This window comes from Thermoactinomyces mirandus (assembly GCF_013868055.1).
Taxonomy (GTDB): domain Bacteria; phylum Bacillota; class Bacilli; order Thermoactinomycetales; family Thermoactinomycetaceae; genus Thermoactinomyces; species Thermoactinomyces mirandus.
The window spans coordinates 39,839-63,129 of record NZ_JACEOL010000036.1 but is presented as its reverse complement, the minus strand read 5'-3'; the positions used below and the strand labels follow the sequence as shown (position 1 = coordinate 63,129).

Sequence of the window (23,291 nt, the reverse complement as noted above, 5' to 3'; positions counted from 1 at the left end):
GATGCAAGGCCCGCACTCCTGGCACGGCGAAGTGTGTCCCTATTCTTCAACCACGTGCACAAAGAGGGTCGCCGTTACTTCCGGATGAAGTTTAACCGGGACTTTGGTAACTCCCAACGAGCGAATCGGTTCGTTTAATTGAATTTTTTTCTTGTCCACATTCAATTGATGGTTCTTTTTCAAAGTCTGGCTGATTTGCTTTGACGTGATAGAACCAAAGAGCCGTCCGCCTTTACCTGCTTTGACAGAAAGGACCACTTTCAGGTCGCTCAATTTTCGGGCAAGTGCTTCCGCCTCTTTCTGCTCCTGCACTTTCCGCTTCGCTTCCCGTTTCTTTTGTTCCTTCAGGGCCTTCACATTCCCTTCGGTTGCCGCAACCGCCATTTTGCGCGGAATCAAATAGTTGCGGGCATAACCTTCCGCTACCTCTTTAATTTCTCCCTTTTTGCCAGTCCCTTTTATATCTTTGAGCAAGATTATTTTCATGTTACCGGCCCCCACTCTCTAATATTTCTTTCCAATACGTCCAACAGGATTTTTTTTGCTTCCGCCAAAGACACATCCTCCAGTTGGCAGGCTGCATTGGTCAAATGGCCTCCTCCGCCCAACTCCTCCATAATTACCTGTACGTTGATCTCCCCCTGGGAGCGTGCACTGATAGAGACCAGATTATCTTCTCTTCTTCCGATCACAAACGAAGCACGGATTCCCTGCATGTTCAAAAGGGTATCTGCTGCCTGGGCAATTAATAACTGATTATATTCCTCATCTTCCAGCCCCACAGCAACAGCGATGTTCTGAAAGTAAATTTCTGTATTCTTTATGATTTCCGCTCTTTTCACATACTGCCCCAAATCCTCTTTCAACAGGGACTGTACCATCATCAGGTCAGCCCCGTGCCGGCGCAGGAAAGAAGCGGCTTCAAAAGTCCGCGAACCGGCGCGAAAAGCAAAATTTTTTGTATCGACGACAATTCCGGCCAAAAGCGCAGTCGCTTCCAAGGTATCCATTGCCAACCGGCCATCCTGGTATTGGAGCAGCTCGGTCACCAGTTCACTGGTGGAAGAGGCATACGGTTCGATATACACAAGAACGGGATTCTCTACAAAGTCCTCGCCCCGCCGATGATGATCGATTACAACGACCCGGTCAGCCTTTTCCAGCAGACGGGGCTCAATGACAAGAGATGGTTTATGGGTATCTACCAGAATCAACAGGGTATCAGGATCATCGATCCAGGACATCGCCTTGTCCGGATGGATCAACCGGTCACCCAGATACTCATGATTTTCCATTGCTGCCAAAAGACGTTGTATCGACAGGTTGTCCTCCGCTTCATCCAATACAATAGCCGCCTTGCAGTCATGAAAAGTGGCAAATTTCACCACCCCCACCGCTGCTCCGAGGGCATCCATGTCCGGCCGTTTATGCCCCATTACCAGAACGCGCTTGCTGTTTTGAAACAGATTGCTCATCGCCTGCGAAATCACCCTGGCCCGTACCCTTGTCCTCTTCTCAACAGCATTGGTTTTTCCACCATAAAAAGTAATCTGCTCTCCGGTCTGAACCGCAGCCTGGTCCCCACCACGAGCCAGCGTTATATCCAGAGCCGTTTGCGCATTTTTCGCCCGCTCGGTAATGGTGTCCCCTACATTGGCCACACCAATGCTCAAGGTGATCGGAATTTTATTGCGGCGGGTCATCTCACGGACGACGTCCAGAATGGAAAAGCGGGATTTCATCAGTTTTTCAAGTGACTTTTGCTGTGTAACAAAAAACATTTTATCTGTTTCGATTCGTTTGAGGGTGATGTCATTCTCCAGCGCCCATTTGGAAATAGCGCCAGTCACATTGGATAAAAGAAGGGTACTTTCCTGGTCCGTCAGATCCTGTCCCGCTTCATCAAAGTTATCCATGTGTATAAAGCCCAAAACTGTCTTTTCATCATGCAACTGTTTTTCCAAATGATTCAATTGCGTAATGTCCACAAAGTAATATAACCGTTCTTCCGCTTTGGGAATCACCCGGTAAACGTTATTGCCATGTTCAATCGTAAAAAACCCGTCCTGTTTTGGCTGTTCCTGTTTCAGGGAGGGCAATACTTCACTGATTGCAACACCAACCAACCGTTCCTGATCCAGCATCCCTGACACAAAGGAATTGTGCCATTCGATGTGTCCATCACGGTCATACAGCAGGATGCCGATCGGCAATTCATCAATGGCCATCTGCCCGGCATTTTTGATCCGGTTGCCGAGGGTCAGCACATATTCGTTAAAATCCTTCCGAAACGCGCGTTCAGCCTGATACAATATCATGGCCAGCACAGTAAAAAAAACAAGGCCAATAATCCCATAAATCCATTGATATGTGGAAAGCAGCGCGATCAAAACAAGACTGAAACACATGGCGAAAACCATGTGATAGCCATGCCATCTCTGTATCACAAACTTCGGCATCTCTTATCCCCTCAAACCATCGGTTGCATCCGGTATGCAACCATTTCTCCTTTTTATTTTACCCCAGTTGACAAAACGGGCAACTCCCTGGAAACAATCTTCGTCATTCCATAAAATTCCATTTTCATCTTTGCAATTTTATTCTCAATGACGTACCTACATCGACAACGCCCAGCAGCAAAATAATAAAGGAGATTGGAGGAAGCCATGCCATCAAAACGGCCAGGGCCAGCCACATCCGGCTTTTCTTCTTCTGCTTTAACAGGAAGTCCAGAAAAGCCAATCCCTGAATGAAAAACAAAACTTGCAAAACAAATACAATCCCGATCATCCATTGGTCATTGGCATCAAGGCCTCCGTCACCGGCAACAAACCATTCCGCCAACAACACCAACAAAAAGAAATAAAAAAACACTTTTGGCAAACGCCACTCATGAAAGGGCGGAAGTGCTTTGCGGGGATATCCCTTGTACACAAGCCATTTCCTTGTCACAACAAACGAAATCAGAATCATCGGCACCAGAATCAGCAATAAAAACACCAGTACAAACACTCCGATGGGAGGGATAACCACTTCAGGCACGGCAATCCCTGACTGATTCAGAATTCTCTGCGCCTCGATCCATTCGTTTTGCCAGGCTGATTTCAGTACGTCAAAGAAATCAAATGCCCATTGCATCAACCCCATTGTAATCCAGGAAGCAACGAGCCCTGATACCAGTCCTCCCAAAACCACATCCGTTCCTGTTGAATCGGTTCTGCGGTAAATATTTCCCATACCCAGGCCAATAAACCAGGCCAGCAGGCCAAGCAGGATATAAAGCAACGGAAAACCGTACAAATACAGGATAAAGATGCCAACCAGCGGAACAATCATCGCACTGATCGGCTGCTTTACCCGCAATACCAGAAACGGAAAAGGAAGAATCCACAAAATGATCAGGTGGAGCAAGGGAATGTTAATCGAGGCAAGCATGAAGAGAAACAGTCCCGTATACAGGAAACTGTCCTTAATGTAATCCTTGTCTTTTTGTGGCAAACATCTGTCACCTCTTGTTTAGATAATCATCCAATTGCGAGAGGTCACCATACCACTCTTCCAGTTGATGACCTTCACGGGCATGTTCACGCAACTTTTGCGACACCGACTGATCCAGTTCCCGAAATGAAAAACCCATACGCCGGGCCAACACGTAGACGGAAATAACCAGGCTGGACAAGCTATCTATCATCAAATGCTGATTGGCTGAATGGATTCCCCGAAACAAAGCCGAAATCTGGTCCAGGATTTCAATTTTCAGCCAATCGACGATTTTTATGCTCTTGGCAATTTTTAATCCCCGTTCAGGCCGACTCATAGGTTGCACTCCTCCAACAACATATTAAGGAGAAGCTTCCACACCTTCTTCTCAAATTCCTTCTTTTCATACGAAAAACAGGGGTGTCCTCCCACCCCTGCATCAATCAGTCATTGGTATATGGCAACAAGGCCATTTGACGTGCCCGTTTAATTGCACGAGTCAACTGGCGCTGGTATTTTGAGCTGGTCCCTGTCACACGGCGGGGCAAGATTTTCCCGCGTTCACTGATGAACTTTCGCAATAAATCTACGTCTTTGTAATCGATATAATCGATTTTGTTCACGGTAAAGTAACAGACTTTACGGCGTTTGTTTCCACGGCGACGTGCCATTTGGTGTTTCCTCCTCCTTTAACAGTTTCGACCATTGTAGAGTAGGTCGCTGGTTTGACGTTATCTCCCCAGAAACCCCTCGTCAAACCATACGTGAGGTTTTCCCTCATACGGCTTTCCAACTACCTTCTTCCGTCAGCATTACGGCGAAATCAAGAGAAGAATTTACCTTCATTTCCTGTATCGCTTAGCACCCGAACCGATGTTGGTACACATCTTCCGTAAACATACAAGCTTATGGAAATCGTAATACCATGAGGGAGGATGTTCCTTCCATCCCTTTGCTCTTTTCTTGTGTTTCTTCCGAAATGAAGCATGATGGTGAGGTTGTAAGTCACGTATTTATCTATTTCATCGAATCGTACCTTGGCATTTCCTGTTTTGAAGTAATTTCCCCATCTTTTAAGAACAGGGTTTAACCTGTCTACCAGATCAGGGAGATGTAAGTGAGAGGAGTGCTTAATAATCTCCTTTACTTTCTTCTTGACAGTTTTCATGGCTTTATCCGAAGGATAATAGTAGGTCCTTAGTTTACTGTCTTTTCGAGACGGAACCCGACGGAATGTGTGCCCAAGAAAGTCAAAACCTTCGTCAGCCTTAACTATTCTTGTCTTGTCCAAGTTAACCGTAAGGGATAACTTTCAAGTCGCTGTTTGGCGATCTGAAAGTATTTCTTAGGGTTACATTTGCATAAGATGACAAAGTCATCTGCATAGCGGACAAGACGGGCATCATGTTCCCGTTTGCTACCCTATCCTTTGTTTATCCAGAGCCGATCAAGTGCATTGAGATAGATGTTTGCAAGGAGTGGAGAGATAACACCCCCTTGGGGTGTACCTAGGGAAGATTTAACCGTCCTTCCCTCTTCCATCACACCTGCTGAAAGCCACATTTTAAGCAGTTTAATGACCGCTTTATCCGTGATTCTCTCTCTAACCAAAGCCAATAGTCTGTTATGAGAATCGTATCGAAGTACTCTTTGAGATCAACATCTACCACCCAATGGCAACCAAAATTCAACCATTTGTAAACTTCCCGCAGGGCATCATGTGCATTTCTCTTAGGTCTAAAACCATATGAGAAATCTGCAAAATCAGCTTCAAAGATAGGCTCTAAAGCCAGCTTCGCTGATGCCTGAACAATACGGTCTGGGACCGTAGGGATGCCTAATGGTCTTTGTTTGCCATTCGGTTTGGGAATGTATACCCTAAGTACAGCCTTTGGATTATACCTTTTCTCTTTTAAGAGGAATTGTATTTGCTCTAACAGCCTGTGTACCCCGTATTCCTCCACGTCCTGAATGGTCTGGTTGTCTATCCCCGCTGATCCCTTGTTAGCCCGGACATTAAGCCATGCTTGCCACAGGAAATCCATACGATAAATTTTGTCATAGAGAACTCCAAACTTACGCTTCGGGTCTTCCTTAGCTGATCGGTATAACTTGCTTTGAAATACTCGAACCTTTTCTAATGGGATGTGTATAGCCTTCTTGGCAATCATCCAGTTCCTCTCCCATAGCAAGTAGGGTAGAGGTAAGGTTCCTTCCCTAGAATGAGTTTTGTTGTCTCATCCATCATAGGTACTATGAACCCCTCCGACTCCCCAGTCTTGCATTAGTTAGAATTTCGGCACTCAACCTTATATCTAACCTTACTAGGCAGGGAGTTCCTAGACAAAACGGGGTCTCCTCCGTTCCGCGTTTACCCTTCCCTACATCCCATCCCCTATATGCCGAGAGCCTTGGTTGCTTTCACGTGACCAGTTAATCCAGCAACCATGCCAGCCTTCGTCCCCGTTCTAAAGACTCGGCTCTATCCCAACTCTCCCAGTTATATCCGTTGGGTTGACCTTAACGACACTTATGGAGTTCACTTACGTTACGGGCTGTAGGTTTGCTCGCGTTCACTGACTGGGTCATGACAAGGCAAGAGCCTAGCCAACCGGAACCACGTTAGTCGGTGTTGCTTCCGTATGGTGGATTACTCCACCATACGTACACCATAGCTACCTAACCGAACTGGTCAATTGTTAGGGCGGGACTTTCGCCCGCTAGGATAAGCGCAGCTATGCGGAGCGATCAGAAAGGAAGATCATCATCAGAGATATCAATCGGTTGTCCGTCATCGGCAAAGGGGTCATCCATGGGCTTGTTGCGATTTCCGTTCCGGTTGCCGCTGCTGCCGCCATAACTACTGCCGGAAAAATTGCCCGACGATTCAGGATTACGGCTCTTCGGCTCCAGGAATCGGACATCTTCCGCTACGACATCGGTTGTGTAAACCATGCGTCCTTCCTGGTTTTCATACTTTCCAGTCTGCAAGCGGCCATCAATTCCCACCAATGATCCTTTGTGCAAATAATTGGCGCAGTTTTCGGCCAGATTCCTCCAGGTTACAATATTGATGAAATCTGCTTCACGCTCACCATGCTGGTTGGTGTAATTCCGGTTCACAGCGACATTAAATCTCGTTACGGCAATCCCGCTGGGGGTATAACGAAGTTCTGGATCGCGCGTCAAACGTCCGACCAGGATGACCCGATTTATCATGAAAAACCTCTCCCTTTATAATCCCTTTAAAATGATCAGCCTTGGATCTATCTTATTGCTTTGCATATTTTTCATCGACATTGATGATCATGTGACGCATGATGTGATCGTTGATGCCAATCACATAATCGAGTTCTTTCACAACATCCGCTTCCGCCTTGAAGTTCACAACGGTATAGATTCCTTCGCGATAACGGTCAATTTCGTACGCAAGGCGGCGTTTGCCCATATCATCCGTATCTACGATCTCGCCGTTTTTTTCGGTAATCGTTGCAGAAACTTTCTCGCGGGTAGCTGCCACGGTTTCTTCATCAACATCCGGACGAATGATAAACATCAATTCATAGTTGTGTTGCATCTCTTTACACCTCCTTCTGGACTTTCGGCCCTGCTTTCTTTGCAGAGCAAGGGGCATACACATTGATATATACATGTACGATAATTAATTCTAGCAAAGCCGCTGTCATAAATCAATCACTCGTCATGTTTCGCCACGAAATTTTTCATCTCTCCATATAATGGAAGAGATGGTTGAAAGGATAACCGCTCTGTCATAAACCCGGCAAGCCCTTTTTTTTCCGAATTTCCTGCAAAACCTGTTGCACTGTTTAGACATTGAAACGGAATGTAATGATATCTCCGTCCTGGACTATATAATCTTTTCCTTCCAGACGAAGCAATCCTTTTTCGCGGGCGCCCGCCACCGATCCAGCCGACATCAGATCGGCATAAGACATGACCTCAGCCCGGATAAACCCCCGTTCAAAATCGGTATGAATCACTCCGGCTGCCTGAGGAGCTTTTGTTCCCTCGCGAATCGTCCAGGCGCGCACTTCCTTTTCACCGGCAGTAAAATAAGTAATCAGCCCCAGCAAACGGTAGGCCGCAGCAACCAACCGGTCCAGCCCCGAAGACTTCAGCCCCAGCTCTTCGAAAAACATCTTTCGTTCTTCTCCTTCAAGTTCAACAATTTCAGCTTCCACCTGGGCGCTGATGGGGACAACTTCCGCTCCCTCTTCCGCGGCGATTTCCATCACCTGTTGCACATAAGGGTTTTCTTCAGGATGAGCTATATCCGATTCACTGACGTTGGCCGCATAAAGCATATTTTTCAGGGTGAGCAGGTTGAGGCTTTTGATGGTTTTTCTCTCGTCTGCATCCAGTTCCACTGATCTGGCCGGCTTTCCGTCTGCCAGCGCTTTTTGCAGGCGCACCAGAATGTCATACTCATGGATCGCCTCTTTATCGCCGCTTTTTCTGGTGCGGGCCACCCGGTCCAACCGCTTCTCCACCGTTTCCAGATCGGCAAGTACCAGTTCCAGGTTAATCGTTTCAATATCACCCGCCGGATTCATTTTCCCTGCCACATGGGTAATGTTCTCATCTTCGAAACACCGAACGACATGAATAATGGCGTCCACTTCACGAATATGGGACAAAAACTTGTTTCCCAGTCCTTCTCCCTGGCTTGCTCCCTTTACAAGCCCGGCAATATCCACAAAACGAAAGGAAGTAGGGGTAATCTTCTGCGGATGGACAATTTCCGCTATTTTTTCCAACCGTTCATCAGGTACATCCACGACTCCCACATTCGGGTCAATCGTACAAAATGGATAGTTTGCCGATTCGGCTCCTGCCTGGGTGATTGCATTGAATAAAGTAGATTTCCCTACATTGGGCAATCCGACAATTCCTGTTGCTAACGCCACATTGGCTCCTCCTTGCTCTTTATAAAATCATAACTGACTCAGTCACTGATTCTCATTAATCCCCGTTAATTATAACGAAAACCCTGATTTACTTCCATCCGGCATAAGAAAAACCTCTCTCATGAATGGCAAACAAGAGAGAGGTACCGTCCAACTCATTCCGGCTCGTTTGCTGAAACCAGGATCCGCTTCATTCTCTTTTCAAATCGACTTCGTGGCAATAAAACACTGTGTTCGCATCCTGTACATTTTATCCGGATATCCGCACCCATTCGAATTACTTTCCAGGCATTTGTTCCACATGGATGGGGCTTCTTCATTTCAACAATATCCCCTAAACCAAATGGTTTTTTCTGCAATAGGAATCACTCTCTTTACTATTTATTGCTTCATTATAGAAAGGAACTCATTAGAATTCAACCAGTTTTTTTAGTTGTGCCTGTTCTTTCAAGGCTAAAAGTGCCTGTTGAATCCGGCGGCTTAAGTCAGACTGATTTTCTTTGCTCTTTCCTTTTTCGGAGGGGAAAATCGGTCTGCCAATCCGGATTGAAACGGGTACCGGACGAATCCAGAAGCTGCCGGAAGGCAACGCTTTTTCGGTTCCATCGATAAAAACGGGAATAATCGGGCAACGAGCACGCACCGCCAAATAGGCAGCGCCCTGTTTCAATTCTTCAAACGAATTGTCCCCTTTGATTTTTCCTTCCGGAAAAATGCCAACCGCTTCCCCCTGTTTCAAATAGGACATTGCCGTCCGGATGGAATTCAAGTCCGTTTTTCCCCGACTCACAGGGAAAGCCTCCGCAAAGCGGAGAAACAGGCGAAAAAGCAAAGGACGAAACGCCTCTGCTTTAGCCATGAAATGAATTCTCCGTTCCAACATGGCAGAGATGTAAAACGGATCTAAATAACTGACATGGTTTCCAACCAATATGAAAGCCTTTTCTGTTGGGACCAGATCCTTTCCGGAAACCTGAATTCGATGGTACCCCTTTAAAAACATTCGCACCAACTGTTTTAACAATGTGTAAAGCACTTTGAACCTCCCCGTTCCTTCCAGTTTAGAAAAACGGCTGGCCGGGCAAACAAACGTCTTCCCCATTTCATTATAATCAAATTTTCCTGAACCGGAGCCTTTCTCACAATCTTTTAACCGATGTATATTTTCTCTTATTCAGCCGTATACTGATTAAGGAGTTTGGACGGAAGAAAGGGGTTGTCCCAATGCATGAATCGATTACTCCCCGATTGCCCAAAAAGAATTTTCAACTTTTTCGAGTGGAATACAATGATCCATATGGCATAAACCGCTTTTCAAACCAGTTGCAGAAATTGATGGATACTTTTCCTTCCTATGAAGAAGTAGTTTGCGTATCCATTGGCACGGATCGTTCAACGGGTGACGCCCTGGGTCCGTTGGTCGGCACTTTTCTGGAAAAGGACCTGCCCCCGTCCATGACGGTTTACGGAACTCTGGATGCTCCTGTCCATGCGCTAAACCTGGAACAAACCATTTCAAAGATAGCGTATACCCATCCCCGGGCGCTGATTATGGCGGTAGATGCATGCCTTGGAAAAATGAAAAGCGTCGGCTGGGTCCAGGCAGGATTGGGACCCATCCGTCCAGGAGCAGGTGTCAACAAAAAACTGCCCGAAGTGGGCCAGATTCACATTACAGGGATTGTAAATGTCGCTGGATTTATGGAATACTTTGTCCTGCAAAACACACGGCTTAACTTGGTCATAAAAATGGCCCAATTTATTTCAGCTTCCATCAGACAAGCTGTGCAGACGATCTCCCTCACAGACCGGAAAAACCGTATCCTTCCCCAATAAATCAGGGTTGCAGTGGATTATCCGCAACCCTGACAGTTCCTGTTTCCACATCACAGGAATTTTTTCTTGCGATCCGTACTTGCCGGTACAGACTATTCACCGCTTAAAGGGAGTACGCCCGGGAAATTTCCCTGATCGCACCAACAAACTGATCGATTTCATCCTCTGTATTAAAATACCCCGGACTCACCCGTACCGCTCCGGCGTCCGTTTTTAACCCGCGATGCCTTAATGCCGCGCAATGGAAGCCTGCCCGCACAGCCATCTGATAATGCTGATCCAGAATCACGGCGACTTCATTTGCATCGACACCGCGGATATTCAACGAAACAACAGGAAGTTGGGGCAGCTGATCCGTAACCAGTTGGACCTCCTCAATTTCACGTAAACCTTCCCACAGGCGTTTTGTCAATGCTTTCTCATGTTCATAGACAGAATCGATCCCGACTTTGAGCAAAAACTCGACTCCTTTCCCCAGGCCCGCAATTCCCGGAGTATTGGGAGTTCCGCTTTCAAAACCAGTCGGCCGGTTCAACGGCTGCTTTACATCTTCTGATTTTGTACCCGTCCCCCCCTGAAACAAAGGGCGAAGCGGAACATGGGGAGCAGTATACAACCCGCCCGTCCCCTGAGGCCCAAACAAACCTTTATGTCCCGGGAAAGCCAGCAGGTCAATCGGCATCCGGTCCAGTTGATAGGGATATAATCCCGCAGTCTGGGCGGCATCTACCAGATAATAGATTCCCCGTTGGCGGGCATATTCTCCAATCTCCAGCACCGGCAGGCATTCTCCCGTCACGTTGGACCCATGGATGGTCACAATTAAACGGGTATTGGAACGTACCTCTTTTTTAATTGCCGATACCCAGTCTTTTCCTGAGCCTACATCCACAATACTTACATCCACTCCGGAATTTTCCTGCAACCAGAAAGCAGGACGCGCAACGGCATTGTGCTCCCACCCCGTAATGATCAAGTGGTCTCCTTCATCCAGTAATCCTTTGATCGCCTGATTGATCGCATGAGTGGTATGAAAACAGAAAAATAAATGTTGCGCGTCCCGCACATCAAATAATTCAGCCAGCTGGCCCCTTGTCCGATCTATAATCCCTTCTGCTTTTCTGGCAAGCTGATGCCCTCCCCGCCCCGGATTGGCACCCGCATCCTCAATGGCCTGTTTTACCGCTTCAGCCACTTCGGGAGGCTTTGGCCAGCTTGAAGCAGCATTATCCAAATAAATCATGTCCATTCTCCTTTGACAGCTACTCAATTACCCGTTCCTGATTTAACATTTCGATCAAACGTTCCAATTCCCGTTCCGAATAATATTCAATTTCTATTTTACCTTTTTTCTTTCCATGTTTAATACGTACCGGTGTGCTGAAAACCTGCTGCAGCATATCTTCATAACGTTTGAAATAAGGATTTGCTTTCTCCTTCTTCTTCTCTTTCCGGGCAACCGGCTGTTGATTCAGCTTTTGCACCCATTCTTCCAGCTGCCGAACACTGGGTTTTTCCTTTTTCACCTTTTCCGCCAGTTTTTTTAACAATTCCCGATCTTTTACTCCCAGTAAGGCCCGCGCATGACCCATCGTCAATGTTCCACGTGAAACATCTTCCTGCACTTCCGGAGGCAATTGAAGCAAACGCAGGAAATTGGCAACATGAGGACGGCTTTTCCCCACGCGCGCTGCCAGTTCTTCCTGTTTGATGGACAAATGATTCATCAATTTTTGGTAGGCGTGGGCAATTTCCATCGGATTCAGGTCTTCACGCTGCAAATTTTCCACCAACGCGATTTCCATCATCTGTTCATCCGTAAATTCCCGTACCACAACAGGCACCCGCTCCAATCCGGCTTCCCTGGCAGCACGGAATCTACGTTCACCTGCAACAATCTCATACCCGCGAATGCTCTTTCGTACAATCAATGGTTGAACGACACCATGTTTTTTGATGGACTCGGCCAACTCTTTGAGCGATTCCGGATCAAACTCTTTTCGTGGCTGATAGGGATTGGTGCGTAACTCTGAAATCTCCGCTTCATTGATGTTTTCTTCCCCGCTTGTCATATTCACCTCAACCTGGCTGAACAATGCTCCCAATCCGCGACCCAGTCCTTTTTGGCTATTGCTCATTATGCATCACCACTTCTTTGGCCAGTTGTTTATAACACTCAGCTCCCCGGGAACGGGGATCATAACTGATGATGGGTTTTCCATGACTGGGCGCTTCACTGAGACGAACATTCCGGGGAATGACTGTCTCATAAACTTTCTGTTGGAAATATTTCTTCACTTCTTCCATGACCTGTACAGAAAGATTGGTGCGCCCGTCAAACATTGTCAACAAGACCCCTTCAATCTCCAGACCCTTATTCAGATGTTTTTGCACTATACGTATTGTATTAAGAAGCTGTCCCAGCCCTTCCAAAGCATAAAACTCGCATTGGATCGGAATCAGCACAGACCTGGCTGCCGTCAAGGCGTTCAAGGTAATAATTCCCAAGGATGGCGGGCAATCTACAAAAATATAGTCATAATCAAATTGTATGGTTTGCAAGGATCTTTTCAAACGCAATTCCCGGGAAATTGCCTGGGACAGTTCTATTTCTACGCCGGCCAGCTGGATCGTGGCAGGTATAATATGCAAACGATCCACTACGGTAGGCAAAACGACCTGTTCAGCCGGCACTTCATCAATCAGAACATTATAGACACACTGTTTCACATCAGCTTTATTGATTCCCAGACCACTGGTGGTGTTCCCCTGCGGATCAATATCAACCAGCAAAACCCCTTTCCCCATTGCTGCCATTGCTGCAGCCAGGTTAATGGATGTCGTGGTTTTACCTACGCCTCCTTTTTGGTTCGCAACTGCAATAATTCTACCCATCTTCCCACCTCATTTTTATCGAACTTTTTATCGTCCAAAGACCAGGCTACATCAACGAACTATGTACTCCCCGCCAAACGTAAAAGAAAAAGAGGCCAAAGTTGCCTCATGATCCAATTCTCTTCTCTTTTTATTTTAATGATAAAATAAGGAGAAAAAAAGATAAAAGAAAAACCAGGCACATCATGAAGAGAACAGATCTCATCAGACTATAGAAAGCCCCCTGGAAGAAGACGTTTTTTCGGATGCCGTTCCGGCTCCGCTCTGCAAGGAAAAATCAAACGTTTCAGCATTCGCTTTTATATGGGCTTGCCATTCACTTGCGCTCAACCAGTTTGGCCCGTTTTCCCCGAAAGTGTCCGCTTCTGCTCTGTGGCGACTGACATCCTTTCGCTTTCACAAGTCGCATCCTCAACTTGATCGACAAGCCTGGCCCTCATCACTACTTGGGAATACGAATGACGACTTCAAGGAAATCTTCATGATCCTTTTCATCCATCACAACGTCCATTCCCGTTTTTTTTACCAAATTCACTGATTGCCGAATGGTATTCATCGCAATCCGCAAATCGCGTGTTACCGACTTTCGTTTTCCCGTATTTTTTTTGGGTTTGCCTTCCAGCAATTTCTTGACCCGTTCCTCCGTCTGCTTCACATTCCAGTCCCGGGCCAGGATTTCATCCAACACTTGATTTTGTAAAGATTCCTCTTTCAATGCAAGGAGTGCCCGTGCATGACGTTCGGTGATTGTCCGTTTTTTCAATTCTGCCTGCACCTTTTCAGGCAGTTGCAAAAGCCTCAGTTTATTGGCAATGGTTGATTGTCCTTTGCCAAGACGCTGTGCCAGACTTTCCTGCGTTAACTGGTGAACCTCGATCAGCCGCTGATAGGCAAGCGCCTCTTCGATGGCGGTCAACCCCTCCCGCTGTAAATTTTCAATCAGTGAAGCAGCGGCTGCCTGGCTGTCACTCATTTTGCGTACCACCACAGGAATTTTGGACATTCCCAGTTTTTTCACAGCGCGCAGGCGGCGCTCACCAGCTATCAGTTCATAATATCGTCCCATGGGCCGCACCACTACTGGTTGAATTACTCCATGCATCCGTATGGTTTGGCACAGTTCATCAATTCTTTCATCATTAAATATGGTGCGGGGTTGATAGGGGCTGGGCTTGATTGCTTCGACCGAAATTTGCCTGACTTGATCGGTTTCCGCTTCCTGTTCCTTGTCGATCAAGCCAAACAACCTTGAAAAAGGTTCTTTCATGGATAGAGACACCACCTTACGGTCAACTCTGGTCGCTGGATCCTGTAATATACCATTTCGCTGTTTTAAAGCTTCTACCTGCCAATCCACAATATTATAGAAAAAGATTCACATGTTTCACGTGGAACATAAAACGATTCATTGTATGATATTAGAAGGAAATCATTCTCAAGGAGGAGTATAACGGATTATATTTTCTTCACAAAACTGTAAAAAAGAAAAACAAGCAGAAACCTGACCTTCGAACAAAATAGTTTTATAGATTGTCCGTTTTTCAGCCGTTTTTTTCAACCCAAAAAACGGGAGTTATTTTCCGAAAAACATGCTTTTCATATATTGATTTTAGATTTTAAAATGCAATCTTATTACACTTTGGAGATTCACTTTATTCTGTTGACCCTTTACCTTCACAATTGATAGAATCATGGGAAGAAGGGGATTTCATTCACTTGAGGAGGATATCTAAAAAATGAGCGTACCTGTGTACATAGGAAATGATCAAGGGTATTACGGAACCAAAGTTGTTACCAGAGCAAATGGAAAGTTCTATAAAATGTTTATCCGGAATATGGTTGTACCCAATCGAGTCGGGGAAATCACTTATAACAATGATCCCCACAATATTATGTATCGGGAACATGAAGGGGATCAGGAATGGTTCTGTGGAAAACTGGCAATCGAACAGGCAGCCGATGATGAACTTTTCGATTCGCATAAACGTCGCCTCTTTAGTCCCACCTGGTTTCGGGAAAAGGAATACTTAATCATGTTTCGTGTCAGCACAGGATTAATGTTACAGGGAAGTACGGAACCGATCGTTTCTGTCGCATTGCCCACGGACAGCTACATTGATTACAAAGAGGAACTGAAACGTCGCTTGAGCGGAAAGCACAGCTTTGAAGTAAAACAGGGCAATTTGCCATGGCGCAAAATCGAATTTGAAATCAAAAAGGAAAACCTGTTCGTCATCAGCCAGCCGATGGCCACCCTGTTTCACATCGCCCTGGACCGTGAAGGAAAACTGCTCAATGAAGACCTGTTTATCCAAAAAGTAAGCATTAACGATTTGGGCTTTGGCACATCAGACATTGAAACCCTTCACGGCGAAACCATCATCAAGCGGCAAAGCTTTTCATCCCGCCACGCCATGCTGAATGTATATCAGGCATTGATCAAACGTCTGCTTGAATTTACTCAGGCCAATGACCCTGAAGGAAACGGAAAGGAATACCCGCTTTGGATCCTGCCCCGGATTGTCCGCTCAGGTGAAATCAGTTTCAAGGGGAAAACGTATGACATCAGCTCCATAGTCCAGGAATCGATCAAGGAAGTGGGCGAAGCTTTGGTGGATGAAGTTTGGAACCGTCTCGATTACGGTGATGATATCACTTACATCATCCTTACCGGCGGTGCCTCCATTCCGTTTAAACCGTTCTACCGCGAACGCTTTGGCGATAAACTGATCTTTGCCGAAGATTATGGAATTGAAGCACAATTTGCCAATGGCTTTGGATTGTGCAAGTTTGCCCAGTCAAAGGCACGGACCGTTCCTTCAAAAGAAACTGTTGAAGCGGCAGCCTCCATTCACCAGGAATTCAACGTCCCGGACAAATATGGGGATAACAACAATAAAAAGCGCAAACCGATGAAAAAATAAGCATCTTGTAAAACCCCCAAGGGATTCCTTGGGGGAAAACTTTTCATGAATCATCCCATTGTGGAAATCTGTCAAATCACCGAAAATAATGGTAGCTATTGTTTCAAAAAAAAGAGATAATAGTTGAGAAAGAAGATTGAGAGGGATTCAGGTGACTGAGGTCTTAAGGAGGGGGAGTATATGTTAGAATTTGAATCCCAATTCGATTGCATTCTCATCGGAACGGGCAACTCAGGGAAAGCAACTGTGGAAGCACTCAGGGAAAAAGGAAAAAAGGCATATTATATCGAGTTAAAACCGGAAATGATTGCAACACTAATCAGTCAGCATGCCGTTCAGCAGTCCGCCGAAACTGGCGATCCCTCCTCGCAAACGGAAACGCATATCATCAGACAGGAAGACGGGGATATCATTCTCAGCAAACAGACATTACATACTGAAAACCTGGAAACAAACACATACACACTGCAAGTAAAAAAACAGGCAAAATCGGAACAAGTAACCGAACAGGATGAAATATCCTTTGATATGGGTTCCTTTTATCAAGAATCGTCTCATGAACAGCCGGGTCCAAATGAAAACGGACTGGAAATTATCGAGGCGCAACAGGTGGAATACGCCAAACCTCCATTTTCCTTCTTTGGAGAGCGCACCCCTTTTCGAAAAAAATCACTGCGTCGCAAACACAAGCTTAGTTATCAGGAGCACGCAGAACCGGATGAAGAATACCCGATTTACCAGTTGGAGCGAATCCACCTGGAAGATGAGGAAGATTCAAACTTCAACCCGGAAAACGACTGGAATTCGACTTTTTCGGGAAATAAGATTTTCCCGGATGAAGAAGAAAAGGAAACAAGCCAGGAGCCGGTCTATCGGGAAAGGGAGCGCAAATTGCGCAAAAAACTGTCTGGCAAAACAAAACGGCTGCAAGTAATCGATCCGGATCCGGATGAATCACCCGTCAACCATAAAATCAGCCATTCTTCTTCAACGGTTGATGATCCATCACAAGATGACCTGTTAAAATCATACCCGGATTTTTATCCGAATGATTTCGAGCCAAAAGCAGATTACCCCGAACCGGAAGCTGACTTACAAAATTATTCATACCATTCACTATACGAACAGACACCAGAAAACCGGCAACAGAATGAACTGGTTCCATTGGAACCCTTTTCTCCGCGTCGGCGGATCCGGTCATCAAAAAAAACCCGTTTCAAGCAAAGGCGTGAATCCCTGGTTGAAAAGGTAACCCGCCAGATCAAGGAAAAAAACCGGCAACAGTCAGGTTACTCCCTGTTCCCTGATGAACCTTCCGGTGAGAATAACCAAAATCCCTTATTTCCCAATGGGCAGCCAAGCATGCAACCATTCAGCCATGAAACAAACAACACTAAAAAAAACAATTATCCACTAAAAAAAACAGAACATGACGACCCGGAAACCGGTTTGAAACGAGATGACATTGAGTTGGAAGATGCATATGGCGGTTACAGTTCATGGGAAGAAATCATGACCCCATACTCACAAAACAACCGCAAGCGTCAGGAAATAGACAAAATCGAAAAGAGGAAAATTGCCTTGCGCGGATTGCATAACCTGATCAATAACCTGGGTTAACAAAAAAAGCCGAATCTCTCGGGACAAAGAGCTGTTCGGCTTTTTTTATATGGGAACTTTCAGGACAGCGGTTGTTTGGACGGGGTTCCCGCTTTGCGGGGATAGGCTTTGGGAGTCTGATTCCGCTTTTTCATCAGCAAGAGATTACGGCCCCCCCTGTTTTCCGGCAAAGCAAACGATGTCACTTCCAGAGTTGTTTTACCGAGAATATTCAGGGCCTGACCTGCTTCTTCCATTTCTTCGGATACATCAGTTCCTTTCATTGCGACAAAAATCCCGCCAACCTTGACAAACGGCAGGCAATATTCCGCCAGGACATTCAACCTGGCTACCGCGCGGGCCGTCGCCAGCTCAAAAGCCTGACGATACTTTGGGTGTTTCCCCAAGTCTTCCGCCCGGCCATGTATACATTCCACCTGCGTCAGTCCCAGTTCCTGAGCAACTTCCTGCAAAAAGGTTACCCGCTTTTTCAATGAATCCAGCAAGACCAGATGCAAATGGGGAAATGCTATTTTAACAGCTATTCCCGGGAATCCTGCCCCCGTTCCCACATCAATCCATGATTTTACGGCATGGAGGTCAACAACCCGGGCAAGTGTCAGGGAATCAAAAAAATGTTTTATGTAGACCTCTTTTTCTTCCGTAATCGCTGTCAGGTTCATTACTTTGTTTTTTTCCACCAGGAGCTCGTAATACCTGGCAAACCGGGCGAGTTGTTCCTCTGCCAGTTGAACCCCCAACCCGGCTGCTTCCCTTTGCAACCAACTCCCCCACATTTTCTTTTTCCTCCTTGAATAGGTTTGTTTATTTATTCTCATTATCCCTGGCAATCCTGTAAACTTTGCCGCCTTGTTCAATGTGAACCATCAGAATGGATATATCGGCAGGATTGACTCCGGAAATCCGTGATGCTTGCCCCAATGATATGGGTTGCACTTTTTTCAGTTTTTCCCGGGCTTCGGAAGAAATGCCCGCAATTTTATCATAATCGACCCATTCCGGAATGCGTTTCTTTTCCATCCGTTTCATTTTGTCAACCTGTTGCAGGGCTTTTTTGATATATCCTTCATATTTTAACTGGATCTCTACCTGTTCGGTCACTTCAGGAGGAAGCGGTTCCGGCGGGGGAGACATGACAGCGATCTCATCATATCCCAGTTCCGGCCGCTTGATCAGGTTAGCCAGCTCCACGACATTGTTGATCTCCGATGTTCCCATTTTTCTTAAAATCGCCTGAACTTCCGGTTTTGGCCTGATTTTTGTCTCATGCAGGCGCCTGATTTCCTTTTCAATCAAGCCCTTTTTCCGGGCAAACCGTTCATAACGCTCTTCCGAAATCAGACCGATCTTGTAGCCGGTCTCAGTTAAACGCAAATCAGCATTATCATGCCTGAGCAACAACCGGTACTCCGCACGCGAGGTGAGCAACCGATACGGTTCATTTGTCCCTTTGGTTACCAAATCGTCAATCAGCACACCGATATATGCTTCGGAACGGTCCAGAATGACCGGCTCTTTTCCCTGCACTCTCCGTGCCGCGTTAATTCCGGCCATGATCCCCTGGGCAGCCGCTTCCTCATAACCGGAAGTTCCATTCAGCTGCCCTGCGGTAAACAGGTTTTTTACCAGCTTCGTTTCAAGCGAAGGCCACAGTTGCGTCGGGACAATGGCGTCATATTCGATCGCATAGCCGGTCCGCAGCATCTCCGACTTTTCCAGCCCTTCAATCGTTTGCAGCATTTGCAACTGGACATCTTCCGGCAAACTGGTCGACAGTCCCTGGACATACATTTCCATCGTGTCCCGCCCTTCCGGCTCAATAAAAATCTGATGCCGTCCTTTATTCTCAAAGCGGACAACTTTATCTTCAATCGACGGACAATAACGCGGGCCCGTTCCCTCGATCACACCAGAATACAGAGGAGCACGATGCAAATTCTCGCGAATGTAACGGTGTGTCCTGGCATTGGTGTAAGTCAGCCAGCAAGGCAACTGATCCGTTTTATACGCGGTTGTTTCATACGAAAAAGCCCTGGGTTCGTCATCTCCCGGCTGAATGGTCATCTTATCCGTATCAATCGACTTTTTGTTGATGCGCGGAGGGGTTCCTGTCTTAAACCGAACCATTTCAAATCCCAGTTCCATCAAATGATGAGACAGTTCTACCGAGGGCTGCTGGTTATTGGGACCGCTCTCGTAAGTCAAATCCCCAATGATGATTTTGCCACGCAAATATGTCCCTGTCGTCACAACCACCGTTTTTGAATAGTACCTGGCTCCGGTCCGGGTAATGACTCCCTTGCAGACACCATCTTCCACAATCAGTTTTTTGACCATTGCCTGTTGCAAAGTCAGATTTGGAGTGGTTTCCAGGGTTTTTTTCATTTCCTGTTGGTAAGCAACCTTATCTGCTTGCGCCCTTAACGCATAGACGGCAGGTCCTTTCCCGGTATTCAGCATTCTCATCTGGATATGGGTTTTGTCGATATTTTTCCCCATTTCCCCGCCCAGGGCATCAATTTCACGAACCACATGCCCTTTGGCGGGTCCCCCAATGGAAGGATTGCAAGGCATGTAGGCAATGGTATCCAGACTCAAGGTCAAAAGCAATGTGGAACATCCCATCCGTGCTGCCGCCAAAGCAGCTTCACAGCCGGCATGTCCTGCTCCAATGACAATCACATCCACTTGTGCGGCGTTATATTCCATCCATTTCACCTCTTGTTATTTTCCCAGACAAAATTGTGAGAAAATCTGATCGATCAAATCTTCCGAAACAGCTTCACCGATCACTTCACCCAAGGATTCCCATGCATTCTTCAGGTCGATCTCCACCATATCCAGCGGCACGCCGGCATCGATTCCCCGGATTACTTCCCTGACACTCTCAAGGGCTTTTCTGATCAAATGAATATGGCGAACATTGCTGACATAGGTTTCATCCGCCAGCTCCACTTTTCCAAGTTGAAACAGGCTGACAAGGGTATCTTCCAGCTCGTCTATCCCTTGTTCTTTTTTTAAGGAAGTCATTATCATGGGAATCTCACCGATCAGCCGGCGCACTTCTTCCAGATTGATCCGGCGGGGCAAATCGGTCTTGTTGACAATGACAATCGATGTATATTTCCTTACCAGTGACAGCAGATCCCGGTCTGCATCGATGAGTGGTTCGGCATAATTAAGCAATAACAGCACCAGGTCTGCCTGGGCCAACGCCTGATGGGAGCGCTCTACACCAATCCTCTCAATAATGTCTTCCGTTTCGCGAATACCGGCCGTATCCAAAAGATGCAGCGGGATTCCCCGTACATTCACATATTCCTCAATGACATCCCGTGTCGTTCCCGGGATCTCTGTGACGATCGCCTTGTTTTCATGCGTCAGGGCATTCATCAGTGATGATTTGCCGACATTGGGCCGACCGACAATAACGGTTTTGATCCCTTCCCGATAAATTTTGCCCTGGCGGGCCGTCTCCAGCAACCGTTCAAGTTCACGGGCAATATGCCCGGAGCGTTCACGCAACAGTTGCGCCGTCATCTGTTCAGCATCATATTCCGGATAATCGACGTTAACGGCAAGATGAGCAAGGATCTCCAGAATCTCATTCCGCAACCTGTGAATTAAACGGGACAGTCTCCCTTCGTGTTGGGAAAGGGCTACCTTCGCCGCACTGTCCGTTTTTGCCCGAATCAGATCCATGACTGCTTCGGCCTGGGACAGGTCGATCCGTCCATTCAGGAAAGCCCGCTTCGTAAATTCTCCTGGTTCTGCCAACCGTGCTCCATGGTCGAGAAGAAGTTCCAATGTTTTCTGGACGGGAACAATGCCTCCATGACAACTGATTTCCACAACATCCTCCCGGGTGAAGGTGCGCGGTTTCCGCATCACGGTCACCAATACTTCATCAACCGGTTCATTGAAAGCCGGATCGACGATATGTCCGTAATGAACCGTGTGAGTGGGAACATCTTTTAACGATTTTTTTCCACGGTAAATCCGGTCTGCAACAGGAACCGCCTCCGGTCCGCTTATCCGGATCACCGAAATACCGCCTTCTCCAACCGGTGTTGAAATCGCTGCAATCGTATCAGTCTCCATTTCTTTACACCCCAAACGTTTCCTGATAATTAATCTTAGCATAGTCAAATATACCCATCAAAATTTATAAATAAAAAACCCCCGCCCGGGAGTTTATCCAAATCAGTCGTATTTATTGTTTGTTTTTTGGAGCGATGACTACACATCGTTTCGGTTCTTTTCCGACACTGTAGGTCGTAAGGTCCTCCTCCTGCTGAACGAACTGGTGGACGATTTTCCGTTCACTGGCCGGCATGGGCGCCAGGGTTATTTCCCGCTTCGTCTTGCGAACCTTGTCTCCCATCCTTTTTGCCAGTTCCCTGATGACTTTTTCCCGGCGCTTGCGATAGCCGTCTGCATCAACCGTTACCCTTGCCGCATATCCGTGTTTTTGAAAAACTACTGCCTGTACCAATGTCTGCAGAGCATCCAAAGTTCTCCCCTGTTTCCCGATCAGGGGAGCGAGTTCCTCCCCTTTCAGATTGAAACGGATTTCTGAGGTTCCCGAGTCTGTCTCGATCTGGCACGGGATTTTCATCCGTTCCAATACCCCCTCCAAAAAGGATTGCGCCAAGTGGGCAGGGCTTTCCTTTTCCATGACAGAAACCTCAATAATCGCATCCCGCTTCCCGAACAGCCCAAGAATTCCCTTCCTGGGCTGCTGGATCACCTGATACTGAATCTCTTCGGGGGAAACCTCCAAAGCCATACATGCTTTCTGAACAGCTAATTCAATTGATTGGGCCCGTTCTAATAGCTTGCTCAACGAGTCGCACCCTCTATCACTTTGTTTTTATCTTGCCTTGAAAAAAAAAACGATTGGCCGATTGAAAAGATGTTTCCAAATACCCAGTACAGGGACAGGGCTGACGGGAACTGGTATGCCAGGAAAAAGATCATGGCCGGCATGACCCATAACATCACTTTCATTTGCGGATTGCTTTGCGCACCGGTTACGATTAATTGAATATACGTGGTAACCGCGGCCAGAACCGGCAAAATAAAGTATGGATCAGGACTTCCCAGCTGCATGTACAGAAAACTGGATTGGGCAATATGTTCATTTCCCATGATTGCCTGATAAAATGCAAACAGGATTGGTATTTGAATCAAAAGCGGCAGGCATCCTGCCATCGGATTAATATTATGCTTCTGAAACAGCTTCATCGTTTCTTCCTGCATCTTTTCCGGATTCTTCTCGTATTTTTTACGAATTTTCATCATTTCAGGCTGAATCTCCTGCATCCGTCTGGTGCTTTTTTGCTGTTTCAGGTTGAGCGGGAAAATGATCAGCCGAATAATAAAGGTCAGTACCAAAATCGACCAGCCGTAATTTCCCAAAAAGTCTTTAAACCAGTCAAGCAAATTAACCATTGGAATGACCAGAATCTGTTGAAACAGACTGGGATTATTATAATCAATCTTGTACTGGTTTGGATTGGGGGCACATCCTGAAAGCATAGAAACAGCCATAATTACTAAAAAAAATAGTGCAATCCGGCGTTGCCGTTTTCGCAAGGGGAACTCC

At 46.5% G+C, this 23,291-nt stretch carries 25 protein-coding genes; 3 read left to right on the top strand and 22 right to left on the bottom strand.

The window, feature by feature from the left end:
* Positions 1 to 39 precede the first annotated feature (39 nt).
* From rplI to H2C83_RS11490, 12 genes are all read right to left on the bottom strand, one after another.
* Positions 40 to 486: a 50S ribosomal protein L9 gene (rplI, locus tag H2C83_RS11540; protein WP_181740872.1), complete on the bottom strand. Its 447-nt coding sequence runs from the start codon at positions 484 to 486 to the stop codon at positions 40 to 42.
* Entirely contained in the window at positions 483 to 2,459 is a 1,977-nt protein-coding gene (locus H2C83_RS11535; protein WP_181740870.1) for a DHH family phosphoesterase, read from the bottom strand. Before H2C83_RS11535 ends, rplI begins: the two co-directional genes overlap by 4 nt.
* 124 nt (positions 2,460 to 2,583) lie before the next feature.
* A complete protein-coding gene (locus tag H2C83_RS11530) occupies positions 2,584 to 3,498 on the bottom strand; it encodes a DUF2232 domain-containing protein (RefSeq protein ID WP_181740868.1) in 915 nt (304 codons plus the stop codon).
* 7 nt (positions 3,499 to 3,505) lie between these two features.
* A complete protein-coding gene (locus tag H2C83_RS11525) occupies positions 3,506 to 3,817 on the bottom strand; it encodes a MazG-like family protein (RefSeq protein WP_181740866.1) in 312 nt (103 codons plus the stop codon).
* Between the two features lie 106 nt (positions 3,818 to 3,923).
* Complete coding sequence (gene rpsR / locus H2C83_RS11520) at positions 3,924 to 4,151, bottom strand: 30S ribosomal protein S18 (protein ID WP_033100473.1); 228 nt, start codon at positions 4,149 to 4,151, stop codon at positions 3,924 to 3,926.
* Between the two features lie 152 nt (positions 4,152 to 4,303).
* Entirely contained in the window at positions 4,304 to 4,771 is a 468-nt protein-coding gene (locus H2C83_RS17410; RefSeq protein WP_220184127.1) for a group II intron maturase-specific domain-containing protein, read from the bottom strand.
* A 250-nt stretch (positions 4,772 to 5,021) separates the two neighbouring features.
* Positions 5,022 to 5,651 (bottom strand): reverse transcriptase domain-containing protein, encoded by a 630-nt coding sequence (locus H2C83_RS17400; protein ID WP_220184125.1) that lies wholly within the window; start codon positions 5,649 to 5,651, stop codon positions 5,022 to 5,024.
* A gap of 577 nt (positions 5,652 to 6,228) precedes the next feature.
* A complete protein-coding gene (gene ssb, locus H2C83_RS11510) occupies positions 6,229 to 6,699 on the bottom strand; it encodes a single-stranded DNA-binding protein (RefSeq protein WP_181740864.1) in 471 nt (156 codons plus the stop codon).
* Between the two features lie 52 nt (positions 6,700 to 6,751).
* A complete protein-coding gene (rpsF, locus tag H2C83_RS11505) occupies positions 6,752 to 7,057 on the bottom strand; it encodes a 30S ribosomal protein S6 (protein WP_181740862.1) in 306 nt (101 codons plus the stop codon).
* A 250-nt stretch (positions 7,058 to 7,307) separates the two neighbouring features.
* Positions 7,308 to 8,408 (bottom strand): redox-regulated ATPase YchF, encoded by a 1,101-nt coding sequence (gene ychF, locus H2C83_RS11500; protein ID WP_181740860.1) that lies wholly within the window; start codon positions 8,406 to 8,408, stop codon positions 7,308 to 7,310.
* A gap of 155 nt (positions 8,409 to 8,563) precedes the next feature.
* Positions 8,564 to 8,767, bottom strand: a complete 204-nt coding sequence (locus H2C83_RS11495) for a DUF951 domain-containing protein (RefSeq protein WP_181740858.1) — start codon at positions 8,765 to 8,767, stop codon at positions 8,564 to 8,566.
* Between the two features lie 50 nt (positions 8,768 to 8,817).
* Positions 8,818 to 9,444 carry a lysophospholipid acyltransferase family protein gene (locus H2C83_RS11490; RefSeq protein ID WP_220184124.1) on the bottom strand — a complete coding sequence of 209 codons (627 nt, stop codon included), beginning with the start codon at positions 9,442 to 9,444 and terminating at the stop codon, positions 8,818 to 8,820.
* Positions 9,445 to 9,632: 188 nt separating this feature from the next.
* Between H2C83_RS11490 and yyaC the strand changes: the two genes are divergently transcribed.
* Entirely contained in the window at positions 9,633 to 10,244 is a 612-nt protein-coding gene (gene yyaC, locus H2C83_RS11485) for a spore protease YyaC (protein ID WP_181740854.1), read from the top strand.
* A 103-nt stretch (positions 10,245 to 10,347) separates the two neighbouring features.
* Here the strand turns inward: yyaC and H2C83_RS11480 are convergent, their stop codons facing one another.
* The 5 genes from H2C83_RS11480 to noc all read right to left on the bottom strand — a co-directional run bounded on the left by H2C83_RS11480 (position 10,348) and on the right by noc (position 14,406).
* Positions 10,348 to 11,487 (bottom strand): aminotransferase class V-fold PLP-dependent enzyme, encoded by a 1,140-nt coding sequence (locus H2C83_RS11480; protein ID WP_246333874.1) that lies wholly within the window; start codon positions 11,485 to 11,487, stop codon positions 10,348 to 10,350.
* Between the two features lie 19 nt (positions 11,488 to 11,506).
* On the bottom strand, positions 11,507 to 12,382 hold the full coding sequence (locus H2C83_RS11475; RefSeq protein WP_181740850.1) for a ParB/RepB/Spo0J family partition protein: 876 nt from the start codon (positions 12,380 to 12,382) through the stop codon (positions 11,507 to 11,509).
* A complete protein-coding gene (locus H2C83_RS11470) occupies positions 12,372 to 13,139 on the bottom strand; it encodes a ParA family protein (RefSeq protein WP_181740848.1) in 768 nt (255 codons plus the stop codon). Before H2C83_RS11470 ends, H2C83_RS11475 begins: the two co-directional genes overlap by 11 nt.
* A gap of 204 nt (positions 13,140 to 13,343) precedes the next feature.
* Entirely contained in the window at positions 13,344 to 13,469 is a 126-nt protein-coding gene (locus H2C83_RS18155; RefSeq protein ID WP_281364146.1) for a hypothetical protein, read from the bottom strand.
* A gap of 112 nt (positions 13,470 to 13,581) precedes the next feature.
* The gene (gene noc / locus H2C83_RS11465) at positions 13,582 to 14,406 is read right to left on the bottom strand and encodes a nucleoid occlusion protein (RefSeq protein WP_181740846.1); all 825 of its coding nucleotides are present in this window, start codon (positions 14,404 to 14,406) and stop codon (positions 13,582 to 13,584) included.
* A 469-nt stretch (positions 14,407 to 14,875) separates the two neighbouring features.
* Between noc and H2C83_RS11460 the strand changes: the two genes are divergently transcribed.
* Both H2C83_RS11460 and H2C83_RS11455 read left to right on the top strand, forming a co-directional pair.
* The gene (locus tag H2C83_RS11460; protein ID WP_181740844.1) at positions 14,876 to 16,063 is read left to right on the top strand and encodes a ParM/StbA family protein; all 1,188 of its coding nucleotides are present in this window, start codon (positions 14,876 to 14,878) and stop codon (positions 16,061 to 16,063) included.
* Positions 16,064 to 16,243: 180 nt separating this feature from the next.
* Entirely contained in the window at positions 16,244 to 17,683 is a 1,440-nt protein-coding gene (locus H2C83_RS11455; protein ID WP_181740842.1) for a hypothetical protein, read from the top strand.
* A gap of 59 nt (positions 17,684 to 17,742) precedes the next feature.
* On the opposite strand, the gene rsmG is transcribed toward H2C83_RS11455, so the two are convergent.
* The 5 genes from rsmG to H2C83_RS11430 all read right to left on the bottom strand — a co-directional run bounded on the left by rsmG (position 17,743) and on the right by H2C83_RS11430 (position 23,281).
* Positions 17,743 to 18,459 carry a 16S rRNA (guanine(527)-N(7))-methyltransferase RsmG gene (rsmG, locus tag H2C83_RS11450; RefSeq protein WP_181740840.1) on the bottom strand — a complete coding sequence of 239 codons (717 nt, stop codon included), beginning with the start codon at positions 18,457 to 18,459 and terminating at the stop codon, positions 17,743 to 17,745.
* 28 nt (positions 18,460 to 18,487) lie between these two features.
* Positions 18,488 to 20,392 (bottom strand): tRNA uridine-5-carboxymethylaminomethyl(34) synthesis enzyme MnmG, encoded by a 1,905-nt coding sequence (gene mnmG, locus H2C83_RS11445; RefSeq protein ID WP_181740838.1) that lies wholly within the window; start codon positions 20,390 to 20,392, stop codon positions 18,488 to 18,490.
* Positions 20,393 to 20,407: 15 nt separating this feature from the next.
* Positions 20,408 to 21,784: a tRNA uridine-5-carboxymethylaminomethyl(34) synthesis GTPase MnmE gene (mnmE, locus tag H2C83_RS11440; RefSeq protein WP_181740836.1), complete on the bottom strand. Its 1,377-nt coding sequence runs from the start codon at positions 21,782 to 21,784 to the stop codon at positions 20,408 to 20,410.
* Positions 21,785 to 21,896: 112 nt separating this feature from the next.
* Entirely contained in the window at positions 21,897 to 22,529 is a 633-nt protein-coding gene (gene jag, locus H2C83_RS11435) for an RNA-binding cell elongation regulator Jag/EloR (RefSeq protein ID WP_181740834.1), read from the bottom strand.
* A complete protein-coding gene (locus H2C83_RS11430) occupies positions 22,526 to 23,281 on the bottom strand; it encodes a YidC/Oxa1 family membrane protein insertase (protein WP_246333873.1) in 756 nt (251 codons plus the stop codon). The genes jag and H2C83_RS11430 overlap by 4 nt, the downstream gene beginning before the upstream one ends.
* Between the last annotated feature and the right edge of the window lie 10 nt (positions 23,282 to 23,291).

Coding starts and splice junctions, on each gene's coding strand:
- rplI (WP_181740872.1), bottom strand. CDS start 486: ATGAAAATAATCTTGCTCAAAGATATAAAAGGGACTGGCAAAAAGGGA.
- H2C83_RS11535 (WP_181740870.1), bottom strand. CDS start 2,459: ATGCCGAAGTTTGTGATACAGAGATGGCATGGCTATCACATGGTTTTC.
- H2C83_RS11525 (WP_181740866.1), bottom strand. CDS start 3,817: ATGAGTCGGCCTGAACGGGGATTAAAAATTGCCAAGAGCATAAAAATC.
- rpsR (WP_033100473.1), bottom strand. CDS start 4,151: ATGGCACGTCGCCGTGGAAACAAACGCCGTAAAGTCTGTTACTTTACC.
- H2C83_RS17400 (WP_220184125.1), bottom strand. CDS start 5,651: ATGATTGCCAAGAAGGCTATACACATCCCATTAGAAAAGGTTCGAGTA.
- ssb (WP_181740864.1), bottom strand. CDS start 6,699: ATGATAAATCGGGTCATCCTGGTCGGACGTTTGACGCGCGATCCAGAA.
- rpsF (WP_181740862.1), bottom strand. CDS start 7,057: ATGCAACACAACTATGAATTGATGTTTATCATTCGTCCGGATGTTGAT.
- yyaC (WP_181740854.1), top strand. CDS start 9,633: ATGCATGAATCGATTACTCCCCGATTGCCCAAAAAGAATTTTCAACTT.
- H2C83_RS11480 (WP_246333874.1), bottom strand. CDS start 11,487: ATGATTTATTTGGATAATGCTGCTTCAAGCTGGCCAAAGCCTCCCGAA.
- H2C83_RS11475 (WP_181740850.1), bottom strand. CDS start 12,382: ATGAGCAATAGCCAAAAAGGACTGGGTCGCGGATTGGGAGCATTGTTC.
- H2C83_RS11470 (WP_181740848.1), bottom strand. CDS start 13,139: ATGGGTAGAATTATTGCAGTTGCGAACCAAAAAGGAGGCGTAGGTAAA.
- noc (WP_181740846.1), bottom strand. CDS start 14,406: ATGAAAGAACCTTTTTCAAGGTTGTTTGGCTTGATCGACAAGGAACAG.
- H2C83_RS11460 (WP_181740844.1), top strand. CDS start 14,876: ATGAGCGTACCTGTGTACATAGGAAATGATCAAGGGTATTACGGAACC.
- H2C83_RS11455 (WP_181740842.1), top strand. CDS start 16,244: ATGTTAGAATTTGAATCCCAATTCGATTGCATTCTCATCGGAACGGGC.
- rsmG (WP_181740840.1), bottom strand. CDS start 18,459: ATGTGGGGGAGTTGGTTGCAAAGGGAAGCAGCCGGGTTGGGGGTTCAA.
- mnmG (WP_181740838.1), bottom strand. CDS start 20,392: ATGGAATATAACGCCGCACAAGTGGATGTGATTGTCATTGGAGCAGGA.
- mnmE (WP_181740836.1), bottom strand. CDS start 21,784: ATGGAGACTGATACGATTGCAGCGATTTCAACACCGGTTGGAGAAGGC.